Here is a 23,810-nt window from a genome sequence, read left to right as displayed (position 1 = left end):
CCTCCCCCGGCTTATCTCCTCTTGCCTTTAAGCTTGTATACATAGGCCAGCACTTCGGCAACTGCCTGGAACAGATCGGCCGGCACTACATCACCGATCTCCGCTCTCTGGAACAATGCCCGTGCCAGCGGCTTATTCTCCATCGTTACAACACCATGCTCCTTGGCCAGTTCCCTAATGCGGAGTGCCACATAATCCTGACCCTTGGCTATAATCTGAGGAGCCTCCATTGTGGAACCGTCATACTTCAGGGCGACTGCAAAGTGGGTCGGGTTCGTGATGATAACATCGGCCTTGGGGACCTCCTGCATCATCCGCTGCATCGCCATTCTGCGCTGACGTTCCCTGATCTTGCCTTTGATGATGGGGTCGCCCTCCATCTTTTTGTACTCATCCTTAATGTCCTGCTTGGACATCTTGAGACTCTTCTCATGCTCGTATTTCTGATAGATATAGTCCAGTACAGCCATTATAAAAAGAGCCGCTGCAATCTTGATGCCCAGGCTCATGGTCAGCTTCGCAACGAAGCTGTATGTCCCTTCCGCATCGACATGCGAGAGGCGTGCAAAGCTCTCCTTCTGTCCCCAAAGCGTACTGTAGACCAGATAGGCAATCAGGATGAGCTTGAAGACAGATTTGAGGAACTCTACTACGGAACGCATGGAAAAAATATTTTTGAAGCCTTTGATGGGGTTGATCTTGCTGAACTTAGGCGTAATTCCTTCGCCTGAAGCCATAAAGCCTACCTGTGCGAAGTTGGACACAAGCGCCAGCAGGAAGGTGATGCCCAGCAGCGGAGCGAGCAGAATGAGGATCTGCAGCCCGTACTGGTTGAACAGCGCCGAGATATTCTCTGGTGTTACCTCAAGCATCATCCGGTTCTGGAACACATCTGTATACAGCTTGATAAACCGTTCTTTCATGAAGCCGCCGAAGACGCTCAGTGACAGCAGCGCCGAGAAGAGGACCACTGCACCTGACATTTCAGCACTTTTGGCAACCTGCCCCTTCTTGCGGGCATCCTGCCGTTTCTTCGGAGTAGCCTTCTCTGTCTTATCTCCCCCGAACAGCTGAAGGTTCAGTTTGTATCTTGCCTGTTTTGCCAAGACAATCTCTCCTTACCGAAGCCTAAGGACTCTTCCCAATGAGGCCAAGCAGATTGTGCATGGACTCGAACATAATCTCGAAGAGATTCTGGAACAGCGCAGCCAGCCCCGGCATCAGTATCAGAAGCAGCGCCAGACCGATAATGATTTTGAGCGGAACACCGATGACAAACACATTATATTGCGGAGCCGTTCTGGCCAGGAAGGCCAGGCCTACATCCGTCAGGAACAGAGCAGCGACCAGCGGAGCCGACATTTGGAAGGCCAGCATAAAGGATTGTGCAAAGGTGCGGATCAGAAACTCAGACAAGCTTCCGCCGATCATTTTGAGGAACAGATCATTATCTATCGGCACCCATTTATAGCTGTATACAATAGCATCCAGCAGGTAGTGGTGGCCATTCATGCTCAGGAACAGCAGCAGTGCAATCATATACTTGAAGTTACCGATAATCGGCGCCGAGGCCCCGGTCATCGGGTCAATGACGTTCGCAATCCCGAACCCGATCTGAATATCGATAAAAGAGCCCGCAGTCTGAATCGTCATAAACATCAGGTAGGCGATAAACCCAAGCAACAGCCCGATTAATGCCTCCCTGATAATCAGGAGGATAAACCCCAGATCCTGCGGAACCGTAATATTCATGCTGCCTGAGCTGAAGATGACCATGGACACAAAAAAAGACAAACCAATTTTGAACGTTGTCGGCACGCTTTGCGACGAAAAGACAGGAACGACAACAAAAAAGGCGGTAATTCGACAAAAAATCAACAGAAAGACAGGAAAACTTTGCAGCAGGGTCTCTATATTCATAGTCTCAACCGATATACATATAGAGACTGCCCAGAATTTGGCTGGTGAAATCCACCAGCTTCGTTATAATCCACGGACCGAACAGCAGTAAAGCAAGCAGTACGGCAACGATTTTGGGAACAAACGCCAGGGTCTGCTCCTGAATCTGGGTTGTGGCTTGAAAAATACTGACGATCAGTCCTACCACCAGACCAAGAATCAGCATGGGGGCGCTGGTCTCCAGCACTAAATATACGGCTTGGCCGGCCAGACCGATAATAAACTCCGCATTCATCCCATGTGCCTCCTCTTACAAGTCAGGTGTTAAAACTCAGCAGCAGTGATTTGACTACTAGGTACCAGCCGTCCACCAGCACAAAGAGCATAATTTTGAAAGGCAAAGATATCATGACCGGCGGCAGCATCATCATCCCCATGGCCATCAGGGTGCTGGACACCACAATATCAATAATAAGAAAAGGAATAAAAATCATAAAGCCCATGGTAAACGCCTTCTTCATCTCGCCGATTGCAAAAGCAGGTACCATTACTGTTAAAGGAATATCATTATAGCTGGCTGGCTTTACTGTAGCGTTATTGCCGGTATAGTTCATGAACAGCAGCAGGTCCTTCGTGTTCGTCTGCTTGAACATAAATTCCTTAATCGGCTCCTGCGCTTTGTTCAGTGCTTCACTCTGGGTCAGAGTCCCCTTCATATAGGGCTGTAAGGCCGTCTCGTTCACGGTTGCCAGCGTCGGCGACATAATGAACAGGGTTAAGAATAGAGCCAGTCCTACAAGCACCTGATTCGGTGGCATCTGCTGTGTACCCAGTGAGGTTCTTACGAACCCAAGTACGATCACGATCCGCGTGAAGCTGGTCATCAGCACCAGGAATGAAGGAGCAATGCTAAGCACCGTTACCAGCAGCAGGATGGAGATGGAGCTTGTCCCCCCGCTTGAGGCATCGTTGTCCCCCACCGAGATATTGATATTAGGAATCGGGTCAGCATGAACCGGATGCAGGAGCAGCACACTGAAAATACCAAGCAGCATAAAAGAAAGAATCAGCTTTTTTTTCATAAATCCTCCGACTCTTTCCTGAGATCCTCATCCCTGCGCAGTTCCTCCAGCTTCTCTTTGCGCTCTGGCGCCAGGGCTAGCTTGGATTGCAGCGTCTCATAGAAAGACGAAGTCTCATGAATCTCAATTTCCTGGGACGGCACTTCACCGCGCAGCTTGGACTTGATTTTGGCGATAAGCGGTGCCATGAAGTTGTCCGTTCCTGAGGCCTGGTCTTCAAAAGCGGATATAATCAGCGCCACCTCTGCCGGATCGGTGATCTTATCCATCATGGTGATGTCCTCGCCCACTCCGATCAGATAGAGGCTGCCGCCCAGCTCAATGACCTGAACTGACTTATTCGGACCCAGCCCCAGCGCACCCAGCGTACGGATGGAACGGCCGCTCATCAGAGTCTGATTGCGGCGTCCCAGAAAACGGATCAGCAGCACGATAAGAATAACAATGACTGCCAGAAAAAAAACAACCTTCAATAAATTCAGCAGGGCATTACTACTGTCTCCGAGCGTTCCGGAAGCAAATAACATACCTCGTTCCTATATACCCAGCGTTTTATTGATGGCTTCAATGACACGGTCTGCCTGGAAAGGCTTCACAATAAAGTCCTTGGCACCGGCCTGGATTGCATCAATAACCATAGCCTGCTGACCCATGGCTGAACACATAATGACTTTGGCATTGGCATCTACTTTTTTGATCTCCTTAAGGGCGGCGATTCCGTCCATTTCAGGCATGGTGATATCCATCGTGATCAGATCCGGGCGCAGTTCCTTAAATTTCTCTATAGCCTGTGAACCGTCCTGGGCTTCACCCACTACCTCAAATCCGTTCTTCGACAAAATGTCCCGGATCATCATTCTCATAAATGCTGCATCGTCCACGATTAGAATTCGGTTAGCCATTTTTACAAAATCCTCCCTAAGTATGCTTATTGTAATTTTTGTATACGGTCCCACTGGCTGACGATATCCGTAACGCGGACACCGAAGTTCTCGTCGATAACTACGACTTCCCCCTTGGCAATGAGCTTGTTGTTAACCAGAATGTCAACAGGCTCACCTGCCAGCTTGTCCAGTTCAATAATTGAACCTTGCGACATTTCCAGAATATCTTTGATCTGCTTCTGGGTCCTTCCTAATTCTACGGTTACCTTCAGTGGTATGTCCATTAATAAATTTAAATTATTTTCGTCAATATTGCCAAAAGCCCCTGCACTCAGATTCGCAAATTGCACAGGCTGCACATTTACATTACGGCCCTGTGCCGGATTCTGCGGCTGAGCCTGCGGATAGGGCGTGCCTTGCGGCGGCATTCCGTAAGGCGGCATGCCCTGCATCCCATACGCCGGCATCCCTGCCGGAGGATAATAATATCCCCCTTCCGGCATTCCCGGATAAGGCGGCATGCCCTGACCCTGCGGCGGATATTGCGGCGGGTACCCTCCCGCCTCCGGCGCTGGCATCTGCTGCTGAGCTGCAGGCGGCGCCTGCGCTGGTTCCGGTGCAGGTGCTGGTGAGGCTGCCGCAGCCGGAGGCGGTGTAGCTTCCGCAGAGGAGACTGCCGCTTCCTGGTCAGCCTGACTGACATCGCCTAGCAGCATGGTCACCATATCCTTGGCAAATTGTACAGGCAGCAGCTGCATGATCGTGGAATCAATCAGATCACCGATCTTGAGGCGGAAGGAAATCTGGATCAGAGTCTCATCATCCGGCAGGCTGCCTACACCTTCTCCGCTGGACATGTTAAGAATATCAATGCCAGGCGGAGAAATGTTGACGAATCTGTTGAAGATCGTTGACATTGAGGTAGCGGACGAGCCCATCATCTGGTTCATCGCTTCCTGCACGGCACTGATATGAATCTCGTTCAGTTCCTCGTCTTTGGGATCTCCTTCCCCGCCAAGCATCAAGTCGGCAATGACCTGTGCATCCCGGATCTTGATCACCAGAGAATTAATTCCCTGGAAACCGTCAACATACTGTACGTGAACAGCTACATGAGGTTTGGGAAAGGCTTCCTCGAACTCTCCGCGTGTAATAATGGATACCTTAGGGGTAGTAATGTCTACCTTCTTACCCAGCAAGGTGGAGAGTGCGGTTGCCGCACTTCCGAAGGTGATATTGCCGATCTCTCCCAATGCATCCTGTTCAAAAGGTGTTAAGTAATCATCCACGGTCTTCGGTGAAGGAGCCAAATTGCCTTCCGCAGACTGTCTAAGAAGAGCATCTATCTCTTCCTGGGACAAATAATCTTTACTCGTCAAACTCTTCAACCCCTTCGCTGACAATCTCGTCTATTTGCACAGCCACACGTTCTTTGATCATCCCCGGACTTCCAATGAATTTCAGCTTGTCCCCCACCTTAATCGACAGACCGGAATCCACCGTCTTGTTAAGAGAAATCACGTCGCCGATGCTGAGCCCGAGAAATTCAGCAATGGATAAATTCGATTCGCCCAGCTCAGCCACGATGGGAAGCTGCGCCCGGTGCACTCTTGCCCGGATGGCTTCGAGCTCTACCTCATCCCGCACCTTTTTCTCAGAGACAAACCACTGGTGCACCGAGAGTCTTGACATAATCGGCTCCAGCACAACGTGCGGGATACAGAGATTGATCATCCCCGTTGTGTCTCCTATTTTGGTACTGAGGGAGATCAGGGCAATCGTTTCATTAGGCGATACAATTTGCATAAACTGCGGATTCGTTTCCAGCGCCTCCATCCGGGGATGGATATCAAGCACCGTCTTCCAGGCTTCCTGCAGACTTTCAAAGCATCTGCTGAAAATCCTCTCCATAATGGTCGTTTCGATTTCAGTCAATGCGTTGATTTTGGAGGGTGCCGTTCCGAAGCCGCCAAGCAGACGGTCCAGCATGGCAAAAGCAATATTCGGATGCACCTCCATCACCATCCGGCCCTCCAGCGGCTCGGCCTCAAAAATATTCAATATCGTCATTTTGGGAATGGAGCGGATAAACTCGTCATAAGGGAGCTGCTCTACTTGAACGACATTGATCTGCACGAAGGTGCGCAATTGGGCCGAAAAGTACGTTGTAAGGTAGCGGGCAAAGTTATCATGAATCCGGGTTAAGCTGCGGATATGATCTTTGGAGAAGCGTACGGCCCGTTTGAAATCATAAGAGCGGATCTTTTTAGTAGTTTCTTCTTTTTTAAGTTCGTCGGCATCCATTTCACCGGATGAAAGTGCAGCAAGCAGAGCATCAATTTCGTTTTGTGATAGTACATCAACCAATTCAATCACCCCCCCATCAAAGAATTGACCCGCCTGCAGCTACATTGGTGCCATTATGAATTTGGTGAATTCAATCTGGGTAATCGAACCTTCTGTCAGGTTTTTGTTGATGATGTTCACCAGTTTGCTGCTGAACTGATCTTTGCCGCTGGCCCCATTCAGCTCCTCGGGTTTGGCATCGGCAATCGCTTTGATAATCAGCGGTGTTATTTTAATCGATTTTATCTTTTCGAATTCTTCCTTGGACGCCGCTGAATCTAATTGAAGCGCGATGTCAACTGAAAGGATGTAATCGGGATCGGCGAGATTAGTTTTGATATCCTGGATTTCGGCCGTCATCTTAACAATTTCATCAGCAGTCATCTTCTTCGTCTCCACGTTCTGGACAGCCTTGTTCACTTCATTCCCGTCACCCGGGAAAAATCTGTCCATCAGCAAGAATGCAGCAACTACGATAAGTGTAACGGCCAGCAATATCGTGATGAGCCATGGCAGCATCTTTTTCATGAAAGCTCCTCCATTGACTGGACTTTAATGGTGGCAGCGTGTGTGCCAATGTCCCTGTTATATTCCTTGATCTTGCTAATGACTTCATCGGCCTTCTCAAGCACGATCAGCCTTTTGCCGGTAACCAGCGTAATATACGTGTCCGGTGATTCTTCAACCATTTCAACCAGCAGGGCATTCAGCCACATCCCCGCCCCGTTCAATCTTGTTACCGAAATCATGACAGGCCTCCTAACCTAAATAGGGGGAGGAGCTCCTCCCCCACGACTGCAATAACATTTCCGCTGCAGGCAAAACGTTATTATTCAGCAAGTTACATATTACGGTTCAGGCTTAACGCTTCAGATTAACTACTTCCTGTAATACTTCATCGGAAGTGGTGATAATCCGCGAATTCGCCTGGAATCCACGCTGGGTAACAATCATTTCTGTGAACTCGCCGGTCAAATCCACATTGGACATTTCCAGCTGGCCGGTAACGATAGTACCTGTCCCGGCTTCTGGATCATTGGCAGTTGTCGGCTCCAGTGCACCTCCATCATTTGCATTTAAGGTCACCCGGTACAGATTTCCGCCGATTTTCTCAAGCCCCTGCGGATTGCTGACTTTAGCCATGCCAATCTGTACACCAGCCTCAGTAGTGCCGTCTGCCATTGTCTGCACAATCGTTCCGTCACTGGAGATGGAGAATGCCGTAACATCGTCAGCGATCTGAATGGGTCCGCCTCCGGAGTCAACGACATGCAGACCATCCGATGTAATCAGATTGCGGCCCGCATCCACATGAAAATCTCCGGCACGGGTCAGGAATGGAACCTCCTGATCACCCGAAAGCTTCACCAGAAAGAATCCGTCTCCATCGATTCGCAGATCTGTAGGGTTATTCGTTGTCATCGCACTACCAGCTGTGTGCAAAGTGTCAACGGAACCAATGGATACCCCAAGACCGATTTGCTTGGCATTGACACCGCCTTGTCCCTCTTCTCCGGGTGCTGTAACCCCGGAGACAGTCTGGCTCATAATATCCTTGAACATCACGCGTCCTGACTTGAAGCCGATGGTATTGACATTCGCAATATTATTACCAATAACATCGAGCTTGGTTTGGAATCCGCGCATACCTGAAACCCCTGAGTACATAGATCTTAACATTATTAATCGTCCTCCCGGTTATAGAGTCTTCTGACTCTTAAGAATTGAAAGATGAAGCTGGAGCGGTGGCCGCGTCAGTCGGTCGGCAGCCACATTCGGCTCTCCAGTAAGGACCAGCCGAGGTCAAGATATAATTACCGCACTGTCAATCTGCGTGAATACATTGTCTTTCATTGAATTGCCGTCCATCGCTGTAACCACTGTCCGGTTCTTTACACTTACAATCAATGCCATGTCCTTCATAAGAATCAGAGATTCTTTGCTGCCCTTAGCGGCTGCTTTATCTACCGCAGAGGAGATCTGATCCAACTGGCGGCTGCCAAGCTCAATTCCCCGCTGCTCCAGACGCTTGGCTGCATGATTGCTGAACTTCAGCATATTCTTCTGCAGCACACTCTCGAACGACGCCTCAGGACTTGATGAGCCCTTAACAGATTGCTGACGCTGCAAGGCGGAAGGATGTACAGCTGCCGGATATAATTGTCCGATAGTTATTCTGTCACTCATGATGTCTCCCCGCCGCTTGTTTCAGACTCGCTGGCTGCCGGAGTCTCACTGGCCGCTGGTGTCTCGCTACCGGCTGGAGTCTCGCTACCCGCTGGAGTCTCGCTACCCGCTGCAGGTGTAGTGCCGGCATTCTGAATTTGCGTAATATCCGTCAGAGCAATCCGCTCCTTGCCTACCACTGCATATTGCACACCGCTGCTGACAACAATCGATTCAACATTGCCTGATTTCGGCAATTTCGTCTCGGCATCCGTCCAGGTAATATCCTTCCCGATCAATCCTGACACAGAGCCAAGGGACTGATTCAGTGCTGTAAGCTGGGTGGATATGTTCATAAGCTGCTCTACAGATGAGAACTGAGCCATTTGAGCGATGAATTCCTTATCCTCCATCGGCTGCATCGGGTCCTGATTCTGCAGCTGGGTAATCAGTATTTTCAAGAACTGATCCTTGCCCAGTGTAGAGGTGCCTGTGGTCTTGGGTGTCTTATCATTCGCTACATAATTCCATTGGTTGCTGTTAGACACGGGAGTTGTTGCCATATCATTTCACCTCGCTTATCCTATCGATCAAATCTTGGTTGAGAATCCGCCGCTCTGGTTACTGTCCTGCTGAGCTGCTGATACCCAGTCTTTCCATTCTCCATTAAGCTCTGCGGCAAGCACGGCATCTGCCGATTCTTCCTGGCGTTCCCGTGAACGTCTGCCTTGCTGCTGTCCGCCCGCGCCTGTCTGCTGACCCTGACCTCCGGTCCACTGTGACTGAGGGGAGCTGTTGTTCTGCGTCACTTCGAGGCGCTCTACTTGAAGTCCCTGGGACTGCAAGGCCAATCGAAGCTGACTCATCTGCTGCTCAAGCATATCCTTGGTTCCGGCATGCTGGGTCATGAACTGTGCCACCAGATTACCGTTTTGCATGGAAATCTTCACATCCACTTGTCCCAGATTCTCCGGGAATAAGGTAATCGTAGCTTCAGCCACTCCACCCTTCTTGACAATCTCAAGCTTGCCGCTGATGAAGGTGTTCATCTCCTGGGCGAATTGCTGAACCGGCACTGGCGCGGCTTCCGCCTTGAGCGGTGCAGTAATTCCGTGCCGCAGGGATAATTGGCCGGCCGTTACAACCTCCGGCTCTGCGGTCGCTGCTTCGCCAGCGGGCAAAGCCTCCTCGGCTGATACGGTCTTCTTCATCGAAGCTGCCATTCCTGCAAGAACAGGAGTGGAGCCCTCATCTGCAATTACAGCTTCGGCGGTACCGGCTGCTGCTGCATCCAACATGGAACGAGTGCTAGCTGAAGCCCCTAACAACCTACGGACATCCGTTGCCAAATCTGCTTTGCTATACATTTCCACCTTGGGCTCGCTTTCCGTTGCCTGCTTAAGCGACACCGCTGGAGCATCCACAACTGCTGGAGCCTTGTTAGCCATGGACTTGTGATTAACAGGCGCACTCTCCGCCATAATAGCCGAGAATTGATTCAGCAGCGCCGCTCCTTTGGCAGCAGTCTCCTGATCCCCGCTGACAGCTGCCGTCTGAACCTGTTGAAGCAGGCTGTTCAGTTCATCTTGAACGGCAAAGCGCAGGGTTTCAGGGTTCTTGGCAAGCGGCGACAAGCTGATGGATGTATCAGCAGCAGTAGCCGAGGCATCCTGTGAACCTGTAGAGGGATTGCCGGACACAAAAGCAGATACTTGAAGCAGCCAGCCTTGAAGCGCTGCAATCAGCGCCGGATCAGCCGCAAGGCTGGTGTCCAGCTTCTCAATATCCTGCACAAGACCTTCCAGCAGATTCGTTTGCTTGACATCTGCGCTGCCTGTCTCTTCTCCCTTAGCCTGAACAGCACTCAGGAGTCCCTGCAATAATGAAGCCAAATTACCGGCTGCAGGAGTCTCAGTGCCTTTGACAGCGGTAACTCCCACCATGCTCTGCACAAGCGTCTGGGCAAATGGCGTCGCCGGATTAACCGTTCCGGTTGTTCCCTGCGTTGTGCCGCCGGAAGCAGCCAGATTGCCTGCGGTTAAGGTTTGTAGAATAATACTCATCTTTTTCACCTCCCTTCAAAGGTTATTTCCCGCCCATCAGACGGTTGACAATTTTGGCTGTCTGTTTGCTGTCTTTCTTGGTCATCTCCCCCAGAATCGAGGAGCGGACCGAATCACTGACCGTATTCAGCACCGTGATAACCTTATCCGGACTAAGGCTGTACATGGAGCCAAGCAGCACTGCCGCATCCGCAGCGGGCATACTGGTAAAGGTCTGGCCTAGCTTCTCCTGATCCAGATTAGCTGAAGGCTTGGGAGTAGCGGTACCCGCCTCCTGCTTCAGCCGGGATTGCAGGGCTGCAATAGCCATATCGGTTGAATTTGTGGTTTCTTTTAGCTTTATGGAGACATCTGCCGCTTTTTTGGCATCCATTTTTTCCAGGATGGCCGTTTTGCTGGCATTACTCATGACACTGAAGATTTGAACCATCTCATCGGTAGTCAAATTCTCCATAATCGGTGCCGCTTTGGAGGCCTTCATGCCGGCGTAGAGTTTGGCCAGATCCGTCACTTTCTTCAGATAAGGATCTTCCTCTTCCTCGGTGGCTGCGGCCGTTTCAGCGGCAGTCTTTAACTCTTCAACCTGCTTTTGAAGCGCTTCGGCCTTGGTGGTCTCCGCCGCCTTGTCTTCCTCAGCCTTCTTCAGCTTCTCCTCCTGAGCGGTAAGCTGTGCTTTGAGTTCTTTGATCGTGCTCGCGGAGCTGGCGGCTTGCTCCTTGCTCTCAGCCGGCGGATTCTCTGCGGCTTCACCTGGCGCTGCCGGGTCCGGCGGGGGATCAGGCACCCATTTCTCTATAACAGGAATTTTGTTGGCAATCGCCAGCACGTTGTTACGGATATCCATATTAAATAGGGTGAGCAGTACCCCAAGCAGTACAAGCGTGAAAATGATTGGAATCATCAAGAACAAAAAACGCTCTAATTTGCCTGCCGACCCTTCATCTTCAAGTTCCATCTGATTATTTGCCACTAGCGGAAACCTCCCGGGTTAGAGGGATTTCATCGCGAAGCGGACGGTAGCCATCTCATCCAGTTCGTTTTGTTCCCGTAAACTCATATTCTGCAGAAATGCGGTTTGTGCTTTGTCTTTGGCCTTAAGCCATACCTTCTCATCCAGAACCTTAGTACTCAGGTGATCCTGCTTATTCTGAACCTCAACATGTGCAAGACTGATATCGGAATGCTTGCGGGCAATGCATTTGTCGAGATAATCTACGTAATCCTGCATTTCGCGAAGCTTAGCCATCGGTGTCTTCTGCTGTGCTGCACTTTGCAGGGACAACATCAGCGTACTGCGCTGGCCGATTAATTCATCAAGGCTTTTTTCCTGTGCCTGCAGTTCTCCGAGCGCGCTTGAGAGCATCCACTCTGCCTGTGTTTTTTCGTTACCCTTCAAGTCCACCACTTTTTGAAAAGTATAATGGAATCTCATGATCAATCAACTCCTCGAGAACTGTGAAATTAAAGTCTGCTGCACTTCGCTAAGGGTTACCTTCTCGTTCACTTTTTGCTTGGTGAAATCCCAGATGCTGTCGATGTAATGCATCGACTCATCGATTTGCGCGTTAGAGCCCCTCTGGTAAGCTCCGATGTTAATCAGATCCTCGGAATCCTTATACACCGCCATCAGGCGCTTCACATTCTCGGCTGCTGCAATCTGCTCCTCCGGGGCGATATCCTTCATCACCCGGCTGATGCTTGCGAGAACATCGATCGCCGGAAAATGTCCTTTGTTGGCTATATTCCGGTTCAGAACAATATGCCCGTCCAAAATACCGCGTACAGCGTCTGCTATCGGCTCGTTCATATCGTCACCGTCAACCAGCACCGTGTAGAACGCGGTGATTGAGCCTGTAGGCCCCGTTCCGGCCCGTTCCAGCAGCTTAGGCAGACTGGCGAATACAGAAGGTGTATACCCTCTCATCGCCGGAGGCTCGCCGACTGCCAGCCCTACCTCACGCTGCGCCATCGCATAACGTGTTACCGAGTCCATCATCAGCATGACATTCAGACCACGGTCGCGGAAGTACTCGGCAATCGTAGTAGCGATCAGTGCCCCCTTAATCCGGATCAGCGCAGGCTGATCGGAAGTGGCCACAATGACTACCGAACGCTGAAGGCCTTCCGGCCCCAGATCGCGCTCAATGAAATCAAGCACCTCTCTGCCCCGTTCACCGATCAGCGCAATCACATTGACATCTGCCGAGGTGTTGCGGGCAATCATCCCCATCAGGGTACTCTTCCCCACACCCGAGCCGGCAAAAATCCCTACGCGCTGCCCCTTGCCGATCGTCAAAAGTCCATCGATAGCCCGGACTCCAATGCTGATCGGCTCGGCGACCCGCGGGCGGTTAAGCGGATTGGACGGAATGTTGAAGGTAGAGCTATGCGGCATTCTGGCCGGTATCAGTGAACCATCCAGCGGCTGTCCCAGACCGTCGAGAACCTTCCCGAGCAGCTCCGAGCCGACTTGAACGCTCAGCGGCTTGCCGGTGCCCACCACATCACAGCCAGGCCCGATGGCCTGCAGTTCGCCAAGCGGCATTAACAGTACCTTGTTATCACGAAACCCGACAACCTCTGCCTGAAGCGGCTTACTTCCTTTGGCAGGATAGATATAGCACACATCACCGATGCTGGCGTCAGGCCCTTCCGACTCCACCATCAGCCCGATAACCTGCGTAACCTTGCCATTAATCCTTACCGGATCGAAGTTACGCAGCTGATCTTTGTATCTTCTGCTGTCAAGCATCGTCGTCCCCATTTCTGTGTTCATCCGAGTCCAGAGCGATTCTTAGCAGTTCTTTTTTAATTTCGGCAAGCTGGGTATCGACACGGGCATCGATACTGCCGAAGGAAGACCGGATTACACACCCCAGATCTCTGACCGTTGAATCCGGCAGAATCTGCAGCTCAGCCTGTGAGTCCACAGCAAGCGAGAGCTCTTCCCGGGCCGCATTCACAAAAGCAAACTGTGCAGGAGACACACAGAGTGAGATCAGCCCCTGCTCGCGTTTGCGGGCCAGGTTTTTACGGATCAGATCCATCGCAAATTTCGGTTCAACGGTCAACTGCTTGTCCACGATTTTCTCAGCAATATCGCAGCTTAGCTCTACAAGAAACGGTTCCGCCTCCTGTATAATTACATCTCTTGCCCGGTATGCTTCCTGAAGCACGGTCCGCGCTTCTTCCATCATCTCGGCAAGACGCAGGGACATCTCCTGCTCTGCTTGAGCCAGACCTTCCTGATACCCCTGCTGATAGCCCTCGGATTTGACGGCTTCGATCAACAGCTCATCCTGTTCCCTGCGCTCACGCCACCATTCTTCAGCTTCAGTCCGTGCTGATTCCACAATATTCTCCGCTTCCTCGGAGGCGCTGCGGACCTGACTCTCCGCGAACTCCTGAGCATCCTTCAGCATTTGCTTGCGGGACTGCTCCGCTGCCTCCCTGGCGGGGTCCTGGTAGTGGACTTCACCCGGAGGCTCTTCTGGAGCCGGCTCTTCAGTCAGGCCTGCATGATGTCTGGCCTGTTCAAGACGCTTCAGCACATCTACCGGAATATATTGAGAATGCTTGATCAGCTTAGACAATAATGTCATCTCCTCCGCCACGGGCGATGATAATTTCACCAGACTCTTCGAGTCTGCGGATCGTGCCTACGATGCGGGTCTGTGCTTCTTCCACATCACGCAGCCGCACGGGTCCCATGTACTCCATTTCCTCGCGGAAGGTCTCGGCCATACGCTTGGACATATTGCGGAAGATCACATCCCGTACTTCCTCGCTGGCCACCTTGAGCGCAAGCTGCAAGTCCGCGTTGTCGATATCCTTGATAATCCGCTGAATGGAACGGTTGTCCACATTGACGATATCCTCGAAGACGAACATCCGCTTCTTGATTTCTTCGGCCAGCTCCGGGTCCTGAATCTCCAGGGAATCGAGAATAGTACGCTCTGTACCGCGGTCTACGCCGTTCAGAATCTGCACAATCGATTCAATACCGCCTGCATTCGTGTAATCCTGTGTTACTGTAGCAGACAGCTTCTGTTCCAGGACACGTTCGATCTGGGTGACCACCTCTGGAGAGGTGCTGTCCATAATCGCTATTCTTCTGGCTACCTCCGCCTGCTTCTCCTGAGGCAGGGAAGACAGAATGGAGGCCGCCTGTTCAAATTGCAGATAAGAGAGTACAAGTGCAATGGTCTGTACATTCTCGTTCTGGATGAAGTTGAGAATCTGGTTCGGATCTGCCTTGCGGGCAAAATCGAAAGGTCTTACCTGCAGCGTTGCTGTCAGGCGGTTGATGACTTCGAGCGCCTTGGCCGAGCCGAGAGCTTTCTCAAGAATCTCCTTGGCGTAATTGATACCGCCCTGCGAGATATATTCCTGTGCGAGACAGATCTGGTGGAATTCGGACATGATCGACTCTTTTTCCCCGCTGTCCACTTTGCGTACATTCGCAATCTCCAGCGTCAGCTGTTCGATTTCCTCATCCCGCAGATGCTTAAATATTTGTGCCGATACTTCAGGCCCTAGTGTGATAAGCAGGATCGCCGCCTTTTGACGGCCGCTGAGTCCCTGCTGGCTAGCTTTTGCCATCTCTTCACCTCTGTTCTTCAGCAAGCCAGGTGCGGAGCAGATTTACGAATTCATCCGGCTTCTTCTTCGCCAGACTTTCCAGCTGCTTACGGACCTGACTTTCATTCGTCACGCTATCCATATTAATTGAAGGGAACTCGGTAGGAACCTGCAGCGGAATATCTTCTTCGACCTCTTCCTCCTGCTTGTTCTTGCGGCTGCGGTAGATCAGATAACCTCCGCCTGCACCGACCAGCAGAGCAGCCGCACCGATGGCCCAGATCATCCAGGTTGCCAGTCCGCCTGATGCGTTCTCGGCAGTAGCACCTCCAAATTGTTGCGAGAATACCGAAACTTTTTTGGTCAGGTCTGCGTCTGTATAAGTGATACCTGAATCTGCCAGGGACGCACGGACAATGTTCACCAGAATGTTCTGTATCGCTCCTGAAGTAGCCTCGTCCAAAGTTGTTTGTCCTGCAGGTGGTTCAACCGCGACATTTATGGTTAAATCTTTTACAGTATATGGACTTGCGATGATATCTTTAGTGATTCTAGTAACTTCATAGTTCCTTGTCTCCGATGATTCCTCAGAAGAAGAAGCACCTGTGTCAGCCCCCGCAGGATAACCTGCAACATCTTCAGATCCTGTACCTGCGACTCCTCCGGAAGTGTTCCCTTGGCCCGAGAATGTTTTGCTGATAATCTGCGAGCTGATCTCAATCCCCTTCATATTCTCAGCATCCACCGGTACTACAACATCTTCCTTTCTGTTCTCCTTATCGAAATTAAGCTTGGAGAACACCAGGACATCAACCTTATCGGGACCTGTGAGGGTACTCAGGAATTGCTTGACATCTTTCTTGACATCGTCTTCGAATTTCTTCTTGAGTGCGAAGTTCTCTTCAACCTGGCTGGAGATTCCCGCCTGGCCGCCCTTGGCCGTCGGTTTCAGCTCCACCTCGTTGTTGGTGATTGTAATGTTGTCGATGGGAAGATTCGGGACAGCGGTCTTCACGAGATTGAAGTAGCCATCAATATTCTCCTGGGAAGGTCTGAATCCCGGATTGAAGCTCATCACCACGGAAGCTTGCGCTTTCTCCTGATCCTCCTGTGAGGCGAATACCGTCTCCTTTGGCAGGGTAATGAGAACCTTGGCGTCTTTAATCCCCTGCATCCTTCTCATCAGCTGTTCAACTTCACCATTAAGCGCATTGTTGTATTTAACATTGAATTCACTGTCTGTAGTACCGATCATGGACGAGGATTCATTGAATACCTTGTATCCGATCGAGCCCTGCTGAACGATTCCCTGAGAACCAACAGCTATCTTGATACGTGCAGCATCCGTGCTGGGGACTGAGATACTTTTGCCATCCGGGCTTAAACGGTAAGACACCCCTGATGTATCCAAATAACTCATAACTCCCGCTGAATCGGTACTGTCCAGGTCCTGAAAAGCAACCTCGTATTCCACCTTCGATAACTGCATGGTCGTAACTACGATTATTATAATGATAATAAACAGAGTGGAGAAAAACATTATCTTCTGTTTACCGCTGAATCTGTTCCAATACTGGGTTATCTTCTCCCGGTACTGGGCCAATCTTTCATTCACAGTGTCACCCCATCCGAAACGTAGCTAGGATTATTTAGATTTGAGTTCTCATAATTTCCTGATAGGCTTCAATCACTTTGTTCCGGACTTGTGTAGTCAGCTGCAAACTCAGCAATGCCTGTTGGGACGAAATCATAGCCTCATCAATGTTGACCTCTCCCAGTACAAATTTGTTACTCATGTCCTTCGCCTGCTGTTCCTGATCTGCTACCTGGTTAAGCGCATTCTCCAGGTATGAACCGAAGCTCTGTCCCGGCTCTTGCACGGCTGAGGATTCTGCAGCTACGGACTTCATAGCCAGCGGCTGAACCGCCTGGTTCCCGATCAATAAATTCTGTATCAATTCTTCTCCTCCTAGACAGTCAATTCATTCTACCGGCCGATTTCAAGCGCCTTGGTCACCATGGATTTGGATGCGTTCAGCATCGTTACATTCGCTTCGTAAGAACGCGAGGCAGACAGCATGTCCACCATTTCCTTGGTCACATCCACATTCGGCATATATACATAACCGTCAGCGTCTGCATCAGGGTGGCTCGGATTATACACCGGCTTGAGCGGAGAAGAATCCTCGATAATCGATTTTACCTTGACGCCATCATTGCCGCCGCTCATCTTGGAGCCTAGTATATTCGCGAAGCTGTCAGCCTGGGTAGTTTCCAGAACTGTGAGCTTACGGCGGTAAGGTACGGCTTTGCCGTCCACCACGGAGGCTCTTGTGGTCTCGGCGTTGGCGATATTGGAGGAGATCACATCCATCCGCAGACGCTGGGCGGTTAAAGCTGATGCGCTAATACCAAAGCTGCTGCCAAAGTTCATTATTGATTACCCTCCCTGTACAACTGTACGCATCATTGTGATCTGACTGTTCAGCTGTTCAACATAAGAGTTGTATCTCAGCTGGTTCTCGGCGCTCAGCGCCTGTTCTCGATCCATATCCACATTATTGCCGTTGTTATTCATAGATGTAGTCTCATCGGTACTGACCACAGCGGCCGGCATGCCGGTCACTGTCCCGAAGCGGAAATGACGGGAGTCTGATACTTTCGCACCCAGTGTGGCTTTAAGTCCGCTCTCCTGATCTCTCAGGAAGCTCTCAAAACTAACATCTGAACGTTTAAAATTTGGTGTATCATTATTTGCTACATTATTAGCCAGAACACTTTGTCGTTTGGTGGCGGCATCTAGGCCTCCTTGTAATCTTTGAAAACTGACACTGTTCAGCAAACCCATAGTAATCCCCCTTCCAAACCTATCATAATGAAAAGAATTCCACAACTTTGTTCAAATCCCTGCTTATTTTCGACAAATAAAGTCATTTTTTTCACAACATATTCGTCTTAAAGTCGAACCATGTCGATGAATGATTCTTATGTCAATCTCACATACATTGATTCTCTTAGAATTTGTATATTATTACAATAAGAAATAAGCCCTATCTTTTCAGAAAAGAGAGGGCTTAAAGCATGTTTTTACAATTATTTTCCTTTTAAATTACATTTTCTGCTTTATTATAGAATTTTTTAACTTTTCATGCATGAATTTAGATTCAAATTTGTATAACCATAATTCGAATTACCTATATTGATGATTTTATAGCTCTGCCTTCTCACAGAATATATTGGCTTAAGTCGCGGTCCTGCGCGATTCCTGCCAGTTTTTCGCGAACATACTCCGGAGTGATAACCATTGTGTCGAGCGTCAGCTCAGGTGCCTCGAACGATAGATCCTCCAGCAGCTTTTCCAGGATCGTATGAAGACGCCGTGCCCCGATGTTCTCCATATTCTGATTCACGGAGGCCGCGATCTTGGCAATTTCCTGAATAGCTTCCTTCTGGAACTGGATTTCAATGTTCTCCGTCTGCAGCAAATGCACATATTGTTTCGTAAGTGCGTTCTCAGGCTCCGTAAGAATAGATACAAAGTCCTCAAGTGTTAGACTGCTCAGTTCTACACGGATCGGGAAGCGCCCCTGAAGCTCAGGGATCAGATCTGAAGGCTTGGCAATGTGAAAAGCGCCTGCGGCGATGAACAGCACGTAGTCTGTCTTCACAGGCCCGTATTTGGTCATGACTGTCGATCCCTCGACGATGGGCAGAATATCACGCTGCACGCCTTCACGGGATACATCGGGACCGGAGCCCTTGCCCTGGCTGGCCACCTTGTCGATCTCATCGATGAAAATAATCCCGGATTGCTCTGCGCGGGCTACCGACTCCTGAATCATGTCGTCTGTGTCAATCAGCTTGGCCGCTTCATCCTGAATCAGCACCTTGCGGGCTTCACGGATCGGCAGCTTGCGCTTCTTCGTACGCTTCGGCAGCAGGTTCCCGAACATCTCCTGCATGTTCATGCCCATCTGGTCATTGCCCTGCCCAGCGAACATATCCATCATCGAAGGCGTCGTGTCCTCGACATCAATCTCAATGACGTCATCCTCTAACTGGCCTGCAAGCAGCTTGAACTTGATCCCTCTGCGGCGTTCGCTCAGACTTCCATCCTCCGGCTCTTCCTTGGATTCCTCCGCCCCGCCGGTGTTTCCGCCAAAAATCATCTCAAACGGATTGCGCTGCGATTTCCCCTTCGAGGAGGAAGGGACCAGAATTGCCACAATCCGGTCATTCGCCAGCTCTTCTGCGCGGTCCTTCACCTTTTCGGTGCGCTCCAGCTTCACCATACGGATAGAGGTCTCTACCAGATCCCGGACCATCGACTCCACATCACGCCCCACGTAGCCGACTTCCGTAAATTTGGTCGCTTCGACTTTGATAAACGGGGCATTAACAAGCTTAGCCAGACGCCGGGCGATCTCTGTTTTACCTACACCGGTAGGGCCGATCATCAGGATATTCTTCGGCACAACCTCATCCCGCAGCTCCTCGGACAACAGACTGCGCCGATACCGGTTGCGGAGGGCAACGGCCACTGATTTCTTGGCCTGCTTTTGACCTACGATATATTTGTCAAGCTCTGTTACGATCTGGCGTGGCGTAAGCGATTGATTCACCATTGTGACTTCCTCCCTTTATATATGGCACCTTGCCTATAACTCTTCGACAATAATATTGGAATTGGTATATACACAGATCTCGGAGGCAATTTGCAGCGCTTCTCTGGCAATGTCACCGGCACCCAGATGGGAGGCATGGCGCTTGAGCGCCCGCCCGGAAGCCAGCGCAAAGTTACCGCCGGAGCCGATCGCCAGTACATCATCATCCGGCTCGATAATTTCACCATTGCCGGAGATCAGCAGCATGCCTTCCTTATCCATTACGATCATGAGCGCTTCCAGCTTGCGCAGAATGCGGTCCTGGCGCCAATCCTTGGCCAGCTCCACCGCTGCCCGCTGCAGATTGCCGTGGTGCTCCTCAAGCTTCCCCTCGAACTTCTCGAACAGCGTAATCGCATCAGCTACAGAGCCTGCAAAACCGGCAATGACCTGACCTCTGTACAGGCGGCGGACCTTCTTGGCCGTCGTCTTCATAATGACACTCTCTCCGAATGTAACCTGGCCGTCACCGGCAATCGCCGCATGGCCGTTATGTCTTACCGCACAAATCGTAGTTGCATGAAAGCTGGGTAACATGATGAGCACCCTCCTCAGATTAGGTAATACAGGTCTGAACCAATTGTGCCTATTGTGCCGGTTGTGCAGGACTATCCGCTTCTGCCGGATCAGCATCCACCGGCTCCGGCTCAGCATACTTCAATTCATGGGCTGCAGCATAAGCAGCAAGGCTGTCAAGCGCCCGGTAAGCCAGACGTTCGTTCTTTTCTTTTTTGCTGCGGAACCGTGTCTCAAGCTTCGGCAGCAGGCCAAAGTTGGCATTCATCGGCTGGAAGTGTTCAGGATCTGCCGAAGTAATATAGGCGGGCATGCTGCCCAGCACCGTGTCCTCGGGGAAGATCAGGCTCTCTTCGCCAAGCGCTGCTCTCGCTGCATTCATACCGGCGATCATACCGGAAGCCGCAGATTCTACATACCCTTCCACCCCGGTCATCTGGCCGGCAAAATACAGTCTCTCCCGGCCCTTCATCTGGTAAGTGGGCTGCAGCAGCTTAGGGGAATTAATAAAGGTATTGCGATGCATGACCCCATAACGCACATATTCCGCCTGCTCCAGGCCAGGAATGAGTGAGAATACCCGTTTTTGCTCGCCCCACTTCAGATGGGTCTGGAAGCCGACCAGATTATACAGCGTACCGGCAGCATTGTCCTGGCGCAGTTGCACAACCGCGTAAGGGAGCTTGCCCGTGTGAGGATTGAGCAGTCCTACAGGCTTCATAGGGCCGAACAATGCCGTCTGCTTGCCGCGTCTCATCATAATTTCAATCGGCATACAGCCTTCAAAGTAAATCTCTTTCTCAAAATCTTTGAGTGCAGCCGTCTCAGCCGAGATCAGCGCATCATAAAAAATATCGAATTCCTCTTCCGTCATCGGACAGTTCAGATAGGCGGCTTCGCCTTTATCATAGCGGGAGGCCAGATAGACCTTGCTCATATCGATGCTGTCTTTCTCTACAATCGGAGCCGCTGCATCATAGAAATAAAAATACTCTTCGCCAAGCAGTCCCTTGATCTCCGAGGACAGGGAGGGTGAAGTCAGCGGCCCGGTGGCAATAACAACAATCCCTTCCTCCGGTATATGCGTAAGTTCTTCGTTTATGACTTCCACCAAAGGGTGGTTATGCAGCATGGAGGTGATTTCACCGGAGAATCCGTCCCGGTCCACAGCAAGAGCGCCTCCCGCCGGAACGGCATGCCTGTCGGCTGCACCCAGTACCAGAGAGCCCAGACGCCGCATTTCTTCCTTAAGTACACCCACTGCATTTCCGAGGCCATTCGCCCGCAGTGAGTTGCTGCAGACCAGCTCGGCGAACTGATCTGTATGATGCGCCGGTGTCTTTACGACCGGACGCATCTCATACAATCTGACCGGAACTCCGAGCGAAGCGATCTGCCAGGCGGCTTCACTTCCGGCCAGACCTGCTCCGATAACGGTTACTTGTGCTTTTTCTGTCAATTTCCGTTCCTCCTGTGACCCTATTATTCTGCTAACTCATCGCTCTCGATTACAGCCTCTGTATGATCGCATGAGGTGCACTGCAGCTTGGTTCCCTGCTTGTTGCGCTTCTCGATCATCCAGGAGCCGCAAGCCGGACACGGCTTCACTGACGGCTTATCCCAGGAGACAAAGTCACAGCCCGGATATTGGTCGCAGCCGTAGAAGACACGCCCCTTCTTGCTGCGCCGCTCCACTACCTTGCCTTCATGGCATTTCGGACAGCTTACACCGATATCCTTAATGATCGGCTTGGTGTTGCGGCATTCCGGAAATCCGGAGCAGGCCAGGAATTTGCCGAACCGGCCCAGCTTATAGACCATCGGCTTGCCGCATTTCTCACACAGCTCATCAGAGACCTCATCTTCAATCTCGATTTCCTTCATTTCTTCTTCCGCATATAGGAGTCTTTTCTCAAAGGATTCATAGAACTCGGCCAGCACCTTCACCCAATCCTCTGCACCTTCCTCCACATGGTCAAGGTCCCCTTCCATATGGGCGGTGAATTCCACATTGAGAATTTCCGGGAAGAACTCTTCCATTTGCTCTATGATTAGTTCTCCAAGCTCAGTCGGCATGAACTTCTTCTCTTCAATCGCCACATACCCGCGCTTCTGGATCGTCTCTAAGGTCGGCGCATACGTACTTGGACGGCCTATACCCAATTCCTCAAGCGTCTTGACGAGACGGGCTTCTGTATATCTTGGCGGCGGCTGGGTGAAATGCTGCTTCGGCTCAATCTCGCGCTTCTCCAGCTCATCGCCCGCCTTCAGCTGCGGCAGGAACTTCTCTTCGTCTGTTGTGCCGTCGTCATTGCCTTCCACATACACCTTCATGAAGCCCGGGAACGAGACCTTGGACCCTACCGCTCTGAATATCGCTGTACCGGCTGTAATATCTACCGACAACGTATCCAGCAGCGCGGAAGACATCTGACTGGACACAAAACGCTCCCATACCAGCTTATACAGCCGGAATTGATCACGGCTCATGAATTCCTTGACCGTATCCGGCTCACGCAGCGCAGAGGTCGGACGGATCGCTTCATGCGCGTCCTGGGCGCCCGCAGCCTTCTTGGAATATTGACGCGGCGTCTCGGGAATGAACTTCTCACCGTATTTGGATTGGATCAGCTCCTTGGCTTCATCCTGGGCCGTAGTGGATATACGCGTGGAATCTGTACGCATATAAGTGATTAACCCGACAGTGCCTTCCTTGCCCAGCTCCACTCCCTCATAGAGCTGCTGTGCAACAGACATCGTCTTGGACGCGCGGAAGCCCAGCTTACGGGCAGCCTCCTGCTGCAGTGAGCTTGTCGTGAACGGAGCGGATGGATGCCGCTGTCTCTCCTTCTCTTTCACTTCTTTGACCTGGAAGGCCGCGTTCTTAATCGCTTCCAGCACTTCCTGCACATCGCTCTCTTGACCCAGTTCCTTCTTCTCGCCGTTCAGGCGGTGGAACTTGGCTTCGAATTCAGAATCCCGAATCGCTAGCCGGGCAGTAATGCTCCAGTATTCTGTAGGAATGAATTCAGAAATTTCATTCTCCCGGTCCATAACAATCTTAACCGCTACCGATTGTACCCGTCCGGCGGAGAGGCCTTTTTTGACTTTCTTCCATAATAGAGGGCTAATCTTGTAACCGACAAGCCGGTCCAGAATCCGCCGCGCCTGCTGGGCGTTCACCAGATCCATATTAATCTTGCGCGGTGTCTTGAAGGCATCCTTCACCGCCTGCTTGGTAATTTCATTGAAGACCACGCGGCATTCCTGTGTGTTGTCCAAATTCAGCGCATTTGCCAAATGCCAGGCAATAGCTTCCCCTTCGCGGTCCGGGTCAGCTGCGAGATAGACTTTTTTCACTTTTTTGCTGGCATCCTTAAGTTCCTTCAAGATAGAGCCCTTGCCGCGGATCGTTATATATTTGGGATTGAACTGATTCTCCACATCCACACCGATCTGGCTTTTTGGCAAATCTATGATATGCCCCATTGATGCCTTAACAATATATTTGCTGCCCAGATATTTACCAATCGTTTTCGCTTTTGATGGTGATTCTACAATAACCAACGCATCTGCCATAGGTTTTCCTCCCAAAAGTTCGTAAGCAGA

At 51.0% G+C, this 23,810-nt stretch carries 27 protein-coding genes; all 27 read right to left on the bottom strand.

Annotated elements, in window-relative coordinates:
- Positions 1 to 11: 11 nt before the first annotated feature.
- Positions 12 to 1,106 carry a flagellar biosynthesis protein FlhB gene (flhB, locus tag MKY64_RS08185; RefSeq protein ID WP_081751116.1) on the bottom strand — a complete coding sequence of 365 codons (1,095 nt, stop codon included), beginning with the start codon at positions 1,104 to 1,106 and terminating at the stop codon, positions 12 to 14.
- A 22-nt stretch (positions 1,107 to 1,128) separates the two neighbouring features.
- The gene (gene fliR / locus MKY64_RS08180) at positions 1,129 to 1,920 is read right to left on the bottom strand and encodes a flagellar biosynthetic protein FliR (protein WP_036724682.1); all 792 of its coding nucleotides are present in this window, start codon (positions 1,918 to 1,920) and stop codon (positions 1,129 to 1,131) included.
- A 4-nt stretch (positions 1,921 to 1,924) separates the two neighbouring features.
- Positions 1,925 to 2,194, bottom strand: a complete 270-nt coding sequence (gene fliQ, locus MKY64_RS08175; protein ID WP_036692523.1) for a flagellar biosynthesis protein FliQ — start codon at positions 2,192 to 2,194, stop codon at positions 1,925 to 1,927.
- 22 nt (positions 2,195 to 2,216) lie between these two features.
- Positions 2,217 to 2,981, bottom strand: coding sequence for a flagellar type III secretion system pore protein FliP (gene fliP, locus MKY64_RS08170; RefSeq protein ID WP_076078620.1), 765 nt, complete (start codon positions 2,979 to 2,981; stop codon positions 2,217 to 2,219).
- Entirely contained in the window at positions 2,978 to 3,508 is a 531-nt protein-coding gene (locus tag MKY64_RS08165) for a flagellar biosynthetic protein FliO (protein ID WP_339310149.1), read from the bottom strand. Before MKY64_RS08165 ends, fliP begins: the two co-directional genes overlap by 4 nt.
- A 9-nt stretch (positions 3,509 to 3,517) precedes the next feature.
- Positions 3,518 to 3,883 (bottom strand): response regulator, encoded by a 366-nt coding sequence (locus MKY64_RS08160; RefSeq protein WP_036692515.1) that lies wholly within the window; start codon positions 3,881 to 3,883, stop codon positions 3,518 to 3,520.
- A gap of 26 nt (positions 3,884 to 3,909) precedes the next feature.
- The gene (fliY, locus tag MKY64_RS08155; RefSeq protein WP_340952142.1) at positions 3,910 to 5,244 is read right to left on the bottom strand and encodes a flagellar motor switch phosphatase FliY; all 1,335 of its coding nucleotides are present in this window, start codon (positions 5,242 to 5,244) and stop codon (positions 3,910 to 3,912) included.
- Positions 5,234 to 6,232 carry a flagellar motor switch protein FliM gene (gene fliM / locus MKY64_RS08150; RefSeq protein ID WP_036692509.1) on the bottom strand — a complete coding sequence of 333 codons (999 nt, stop codon included), beginning with the start codon at positions 6,230 to 6,232 and terminating at the stop codon, positions 5,234 to 5,236. Before fliM ends, fliY begins: the two co-directional genes overlap by 11 nt.
- A 39-nt stretch (positions 6,233 to 6,271) precedes the next feature.
- Entirely contained in the window at positions 6,272 to 6,739 is a 468-nt protein-coding gene (locus MKY64_RS08145) for a flagellar basal body-associated FliL family protein (protein ID WP_076078616.1), read from the bottom strand.
- On the bottom strand, positions 6,736 to 6,960 hold the full coding sequence (locus MKY64_RS08140) for a flagellar FlbD family protein (RefSeq protein ID WP_036724671.1): 225 nt from the start codon (positions 6,958 to 6,960) through the stop codon (positions 6,736 to 6,738). Before MKY64_RS08140 ends, MKY64_RS08145 begins: the two co-directional genes overlap by 4 nt.
- A 112-nt stretch (positions 6,961 to 7,072) precedes the next feature.
- On the bottom strand, positions 7,073 to 7,891 hold the full coding sequence (gene flgG / locus MKY64_RS08135; protein WP_340952140.1) for a flagellar basal body rod protein FlgG: 819 nt from the start codon (positions 7,889 to 7,891) through the stop codon (positions 7,073 to 7,075).
- A gap of 123 nt (positions 7,892 to 8,014) precedes the next feature.
- Positions 8,015 to 8,398, bottom strand: coding sequence for a TIGR02530 family flagellar biosynthesis protein (locus tag MKY64_RS08130; protein WP_076158282.1), 384 nt, complete (start codon positions 8,396 to 8,398; stop codon positions 8,015 to 8,017).
- On the bottom strand, positions 8,395 to 8,940 hold the full coding sequence (locus MKY64_RS08125; RefSeq protein WP_340952137.1) for a flagellar hook capping FlgD N-terminal domain-containing protein: 546 nt from the start codon (positions 8,938 to 8,940) through the stop codon (positions 8,395 to 8,397). The genes MKY64_RS08130 and MKY64_RS08125 overlap by 4 nt, the downstream gene beginning before the upstream one ends.
- 27 nt (positions 8,941 to 8,967) lie before the next feature.
- Positions 8,968 to 10,440 (bottom strand): flagellar hook-length control protein FliK, encoded by a 1,473-nt coding sequence (locus MKY64_RS08120; RefSeq protein WP_339310152.1) that lies wholly within the window; start codon positions 10,438 to 10,440, stop codon positions 8,968 to 8,970.
- Positions 10,441 to 10,462: 22 nt separating this feature from the next.
- Positions 10,463 to 11,410 carry a MotE family protein gene (locus tag MKY64_RS08115; protein ID WP_340952135.1) on the bottom strand — a complete coding sequence of 316 codons (948 nt, stop codon included), beginning with the start codon at positions 11,408 to 11,410 and terminating at the stop codon, positions 10,463 to 10,465.
- Between the two features lie 18 nt (positions 11,411 to 11,428).
- Positions 11,429 to 11,872 carry a flagellar export protein FliJ gene (gene fliJ, locus MKY64_RS08110; RefSeq protein WP_036724661.1) on the bottom strand — a complete coding sequence of 148 codons (444 nt, stop codon included), beginning with the start codon at positions 11,870 to 11,872 and terminating at the stop codon, positions 11,429 to 11,431.
- 6 nt (positions 11,873 to 11,878) lie between these two features.
- Positions 11,879 to 13,192 carry a flagellar protein export ATPase FliI gene (gene fliI / locus MKY64_RS08105; RefSeq protein WP_036692488.1) on the bottom strand — a complete coding sequence of 438 codons (1,314 nt, stop codon included), beginning with the start codon at positions 13,190 to 13,192 and terminating at the stop codon, positions 11,879 to 11,881.
- Positions 13,185 to 14,033: a FliH/SctL family protein gene (locus MKY64_RS08100; RefSeq protein WP_076078608.1), complete on the bottom strand. Its 849-nt coding sequence runs from the start codon at positions 14,031 to 14,033 to the stop codon at positions 13,185 to 13,187. Before MKY64_RS08100 ends, fliI begins: the two co-directional genes overlap by 8 nt.
- Positions 14,026 to 15,042: a flagellar motor switch protein FliG gene (gene fliG, locus MKY64_RS08095; RefSeq protein ID WP_036692485.1), complete on the bottom strand. Its 1,017-nt coding sequence runs from the start codon at positions 15,040 to 15,042 to the stop codon at positions 14,026 to 14,028. Before fliG ends, MKY64_RS08100 begins: the two co-directional genes overlap by 8 nt.
- A 4-nt stretch (positions 15,043 to 15,046) precedes the next feature.
- A complete protein-coding gene (gene fliF / locus MKY64_RS08090) occupies positions 15,047 to 16,636 on the bottom strand; it encodes a flagellar basal-body MS-ring/collar protein FliF (protein ID WP_036724657.1) in 1,590 nt (529 codons plus the stop codon).
- Positions 16,637 to 16,670: 34 nt separating this feature from the next.
- Entirely contained in the window at positions 16,671 to 16,979 is a 309-nt protein-coding gene (gene fliE / locus MKY64_RS08085) for a flagellar hook-basal body complex protein FliE (protein WP_036724654.1), read from the bottom strand.
- Positions 16,980 to 17,008: 29 nt separating this feature from the next.
- Positions 17,009 to 17,455: a flagellar basal body rod protein FlgC gene (flgC, locus tag MKY64_RS08080; protein WP_036692480.1), complete on the bottom strand. Its 447-nt coding sequence runs from the start codon at positions 17,453 to 17,455 to the stop codon at positions 17,009 to 17,011.
- A 6-nt stretch (positions 17,456 to 17,461) separates the two neighbouring features.
- Positions 17,462 to 17,869 (bottom strand): flagellar basal body rod protein FlgB, encoded by a 408-nt coding sequence (gene flgB, locus MKY64_RS08075; protein ID WP_036724652.1) that lies wholly within the window; start codon positions 17,867 to 17,869, stop codon positions 17,462 to 17,464.
- A gap of 376 nt (positions 17,870 to 18,245) precedes the next feature.
- Entirely contained in the window at positions 18,246 to 19,646 is a 1,401-nt protein-coding gene (hslU, locus tag MKY64_RS08070) for an ATP-dependent protease ATPase subunit HslU (protein ID WP_076078606.1), read from the bottom strand.
- Positions 19,647 to 19,679: 33 nt separating this feature from the next.
- Entirely contained in the window at positions 19,680 to 20,222 is a 543-nt protein-coding gene (gene hslV / locus MKY64_RS08065; protein ID WP_036724650.1) for an ATP-dependent protease subunit HslV, read from the bottom strand.
- 49 nt (positions 20,223 to 20,271) lie between these two features.
- Positions 20,272 to 21,660 carry an FADH(2)-oxidizing methylenetetrahydrofolate--tRNA-(uracil(54)-C(5))-methyltransferase TrmFO gene (gene trmFO / locus MKY64_RS08060; protein ID WP_340952134.1) on the bottom strand — a complete coding sequence of 463 codons (1,389 nt, stop codon included), beginning with the start codon at positions 21,658 to 21,660 and terminating at the stop codon, positions 20,272 to 20,274.
- 23 nt (positions 21,661 to 21,683) lie between these two features.
- A complete protein-coding gene (gene topA / locus MKY64_RS08055; RefSeq protein WP_340952133.1) occupies positions 21,684 to 23,780 on the bottom strand; it encodes a type I DNA topoisomerase in 2,097 nt (698 codons plus the stop codon).
- Between the last annotated feature and the right edge of the window lie 30 nt (positions 23,781 to 23,810).

The sequence above is a fragment of the Paenibacillus sp. FSL R7-0210 genome (assembly GCF_038009085.1).
GTDB lineage: Bacteria > Bacillota > Bacilli > Paenibacillales > Paenibacillaceae > Paenibacillus_AQ > Paenibacillus_AQ silagei.
Note: the sequence above shows the minus strand (reverse complement) of the source record. Positions and strands in the feature narration are given on the sequence as shown.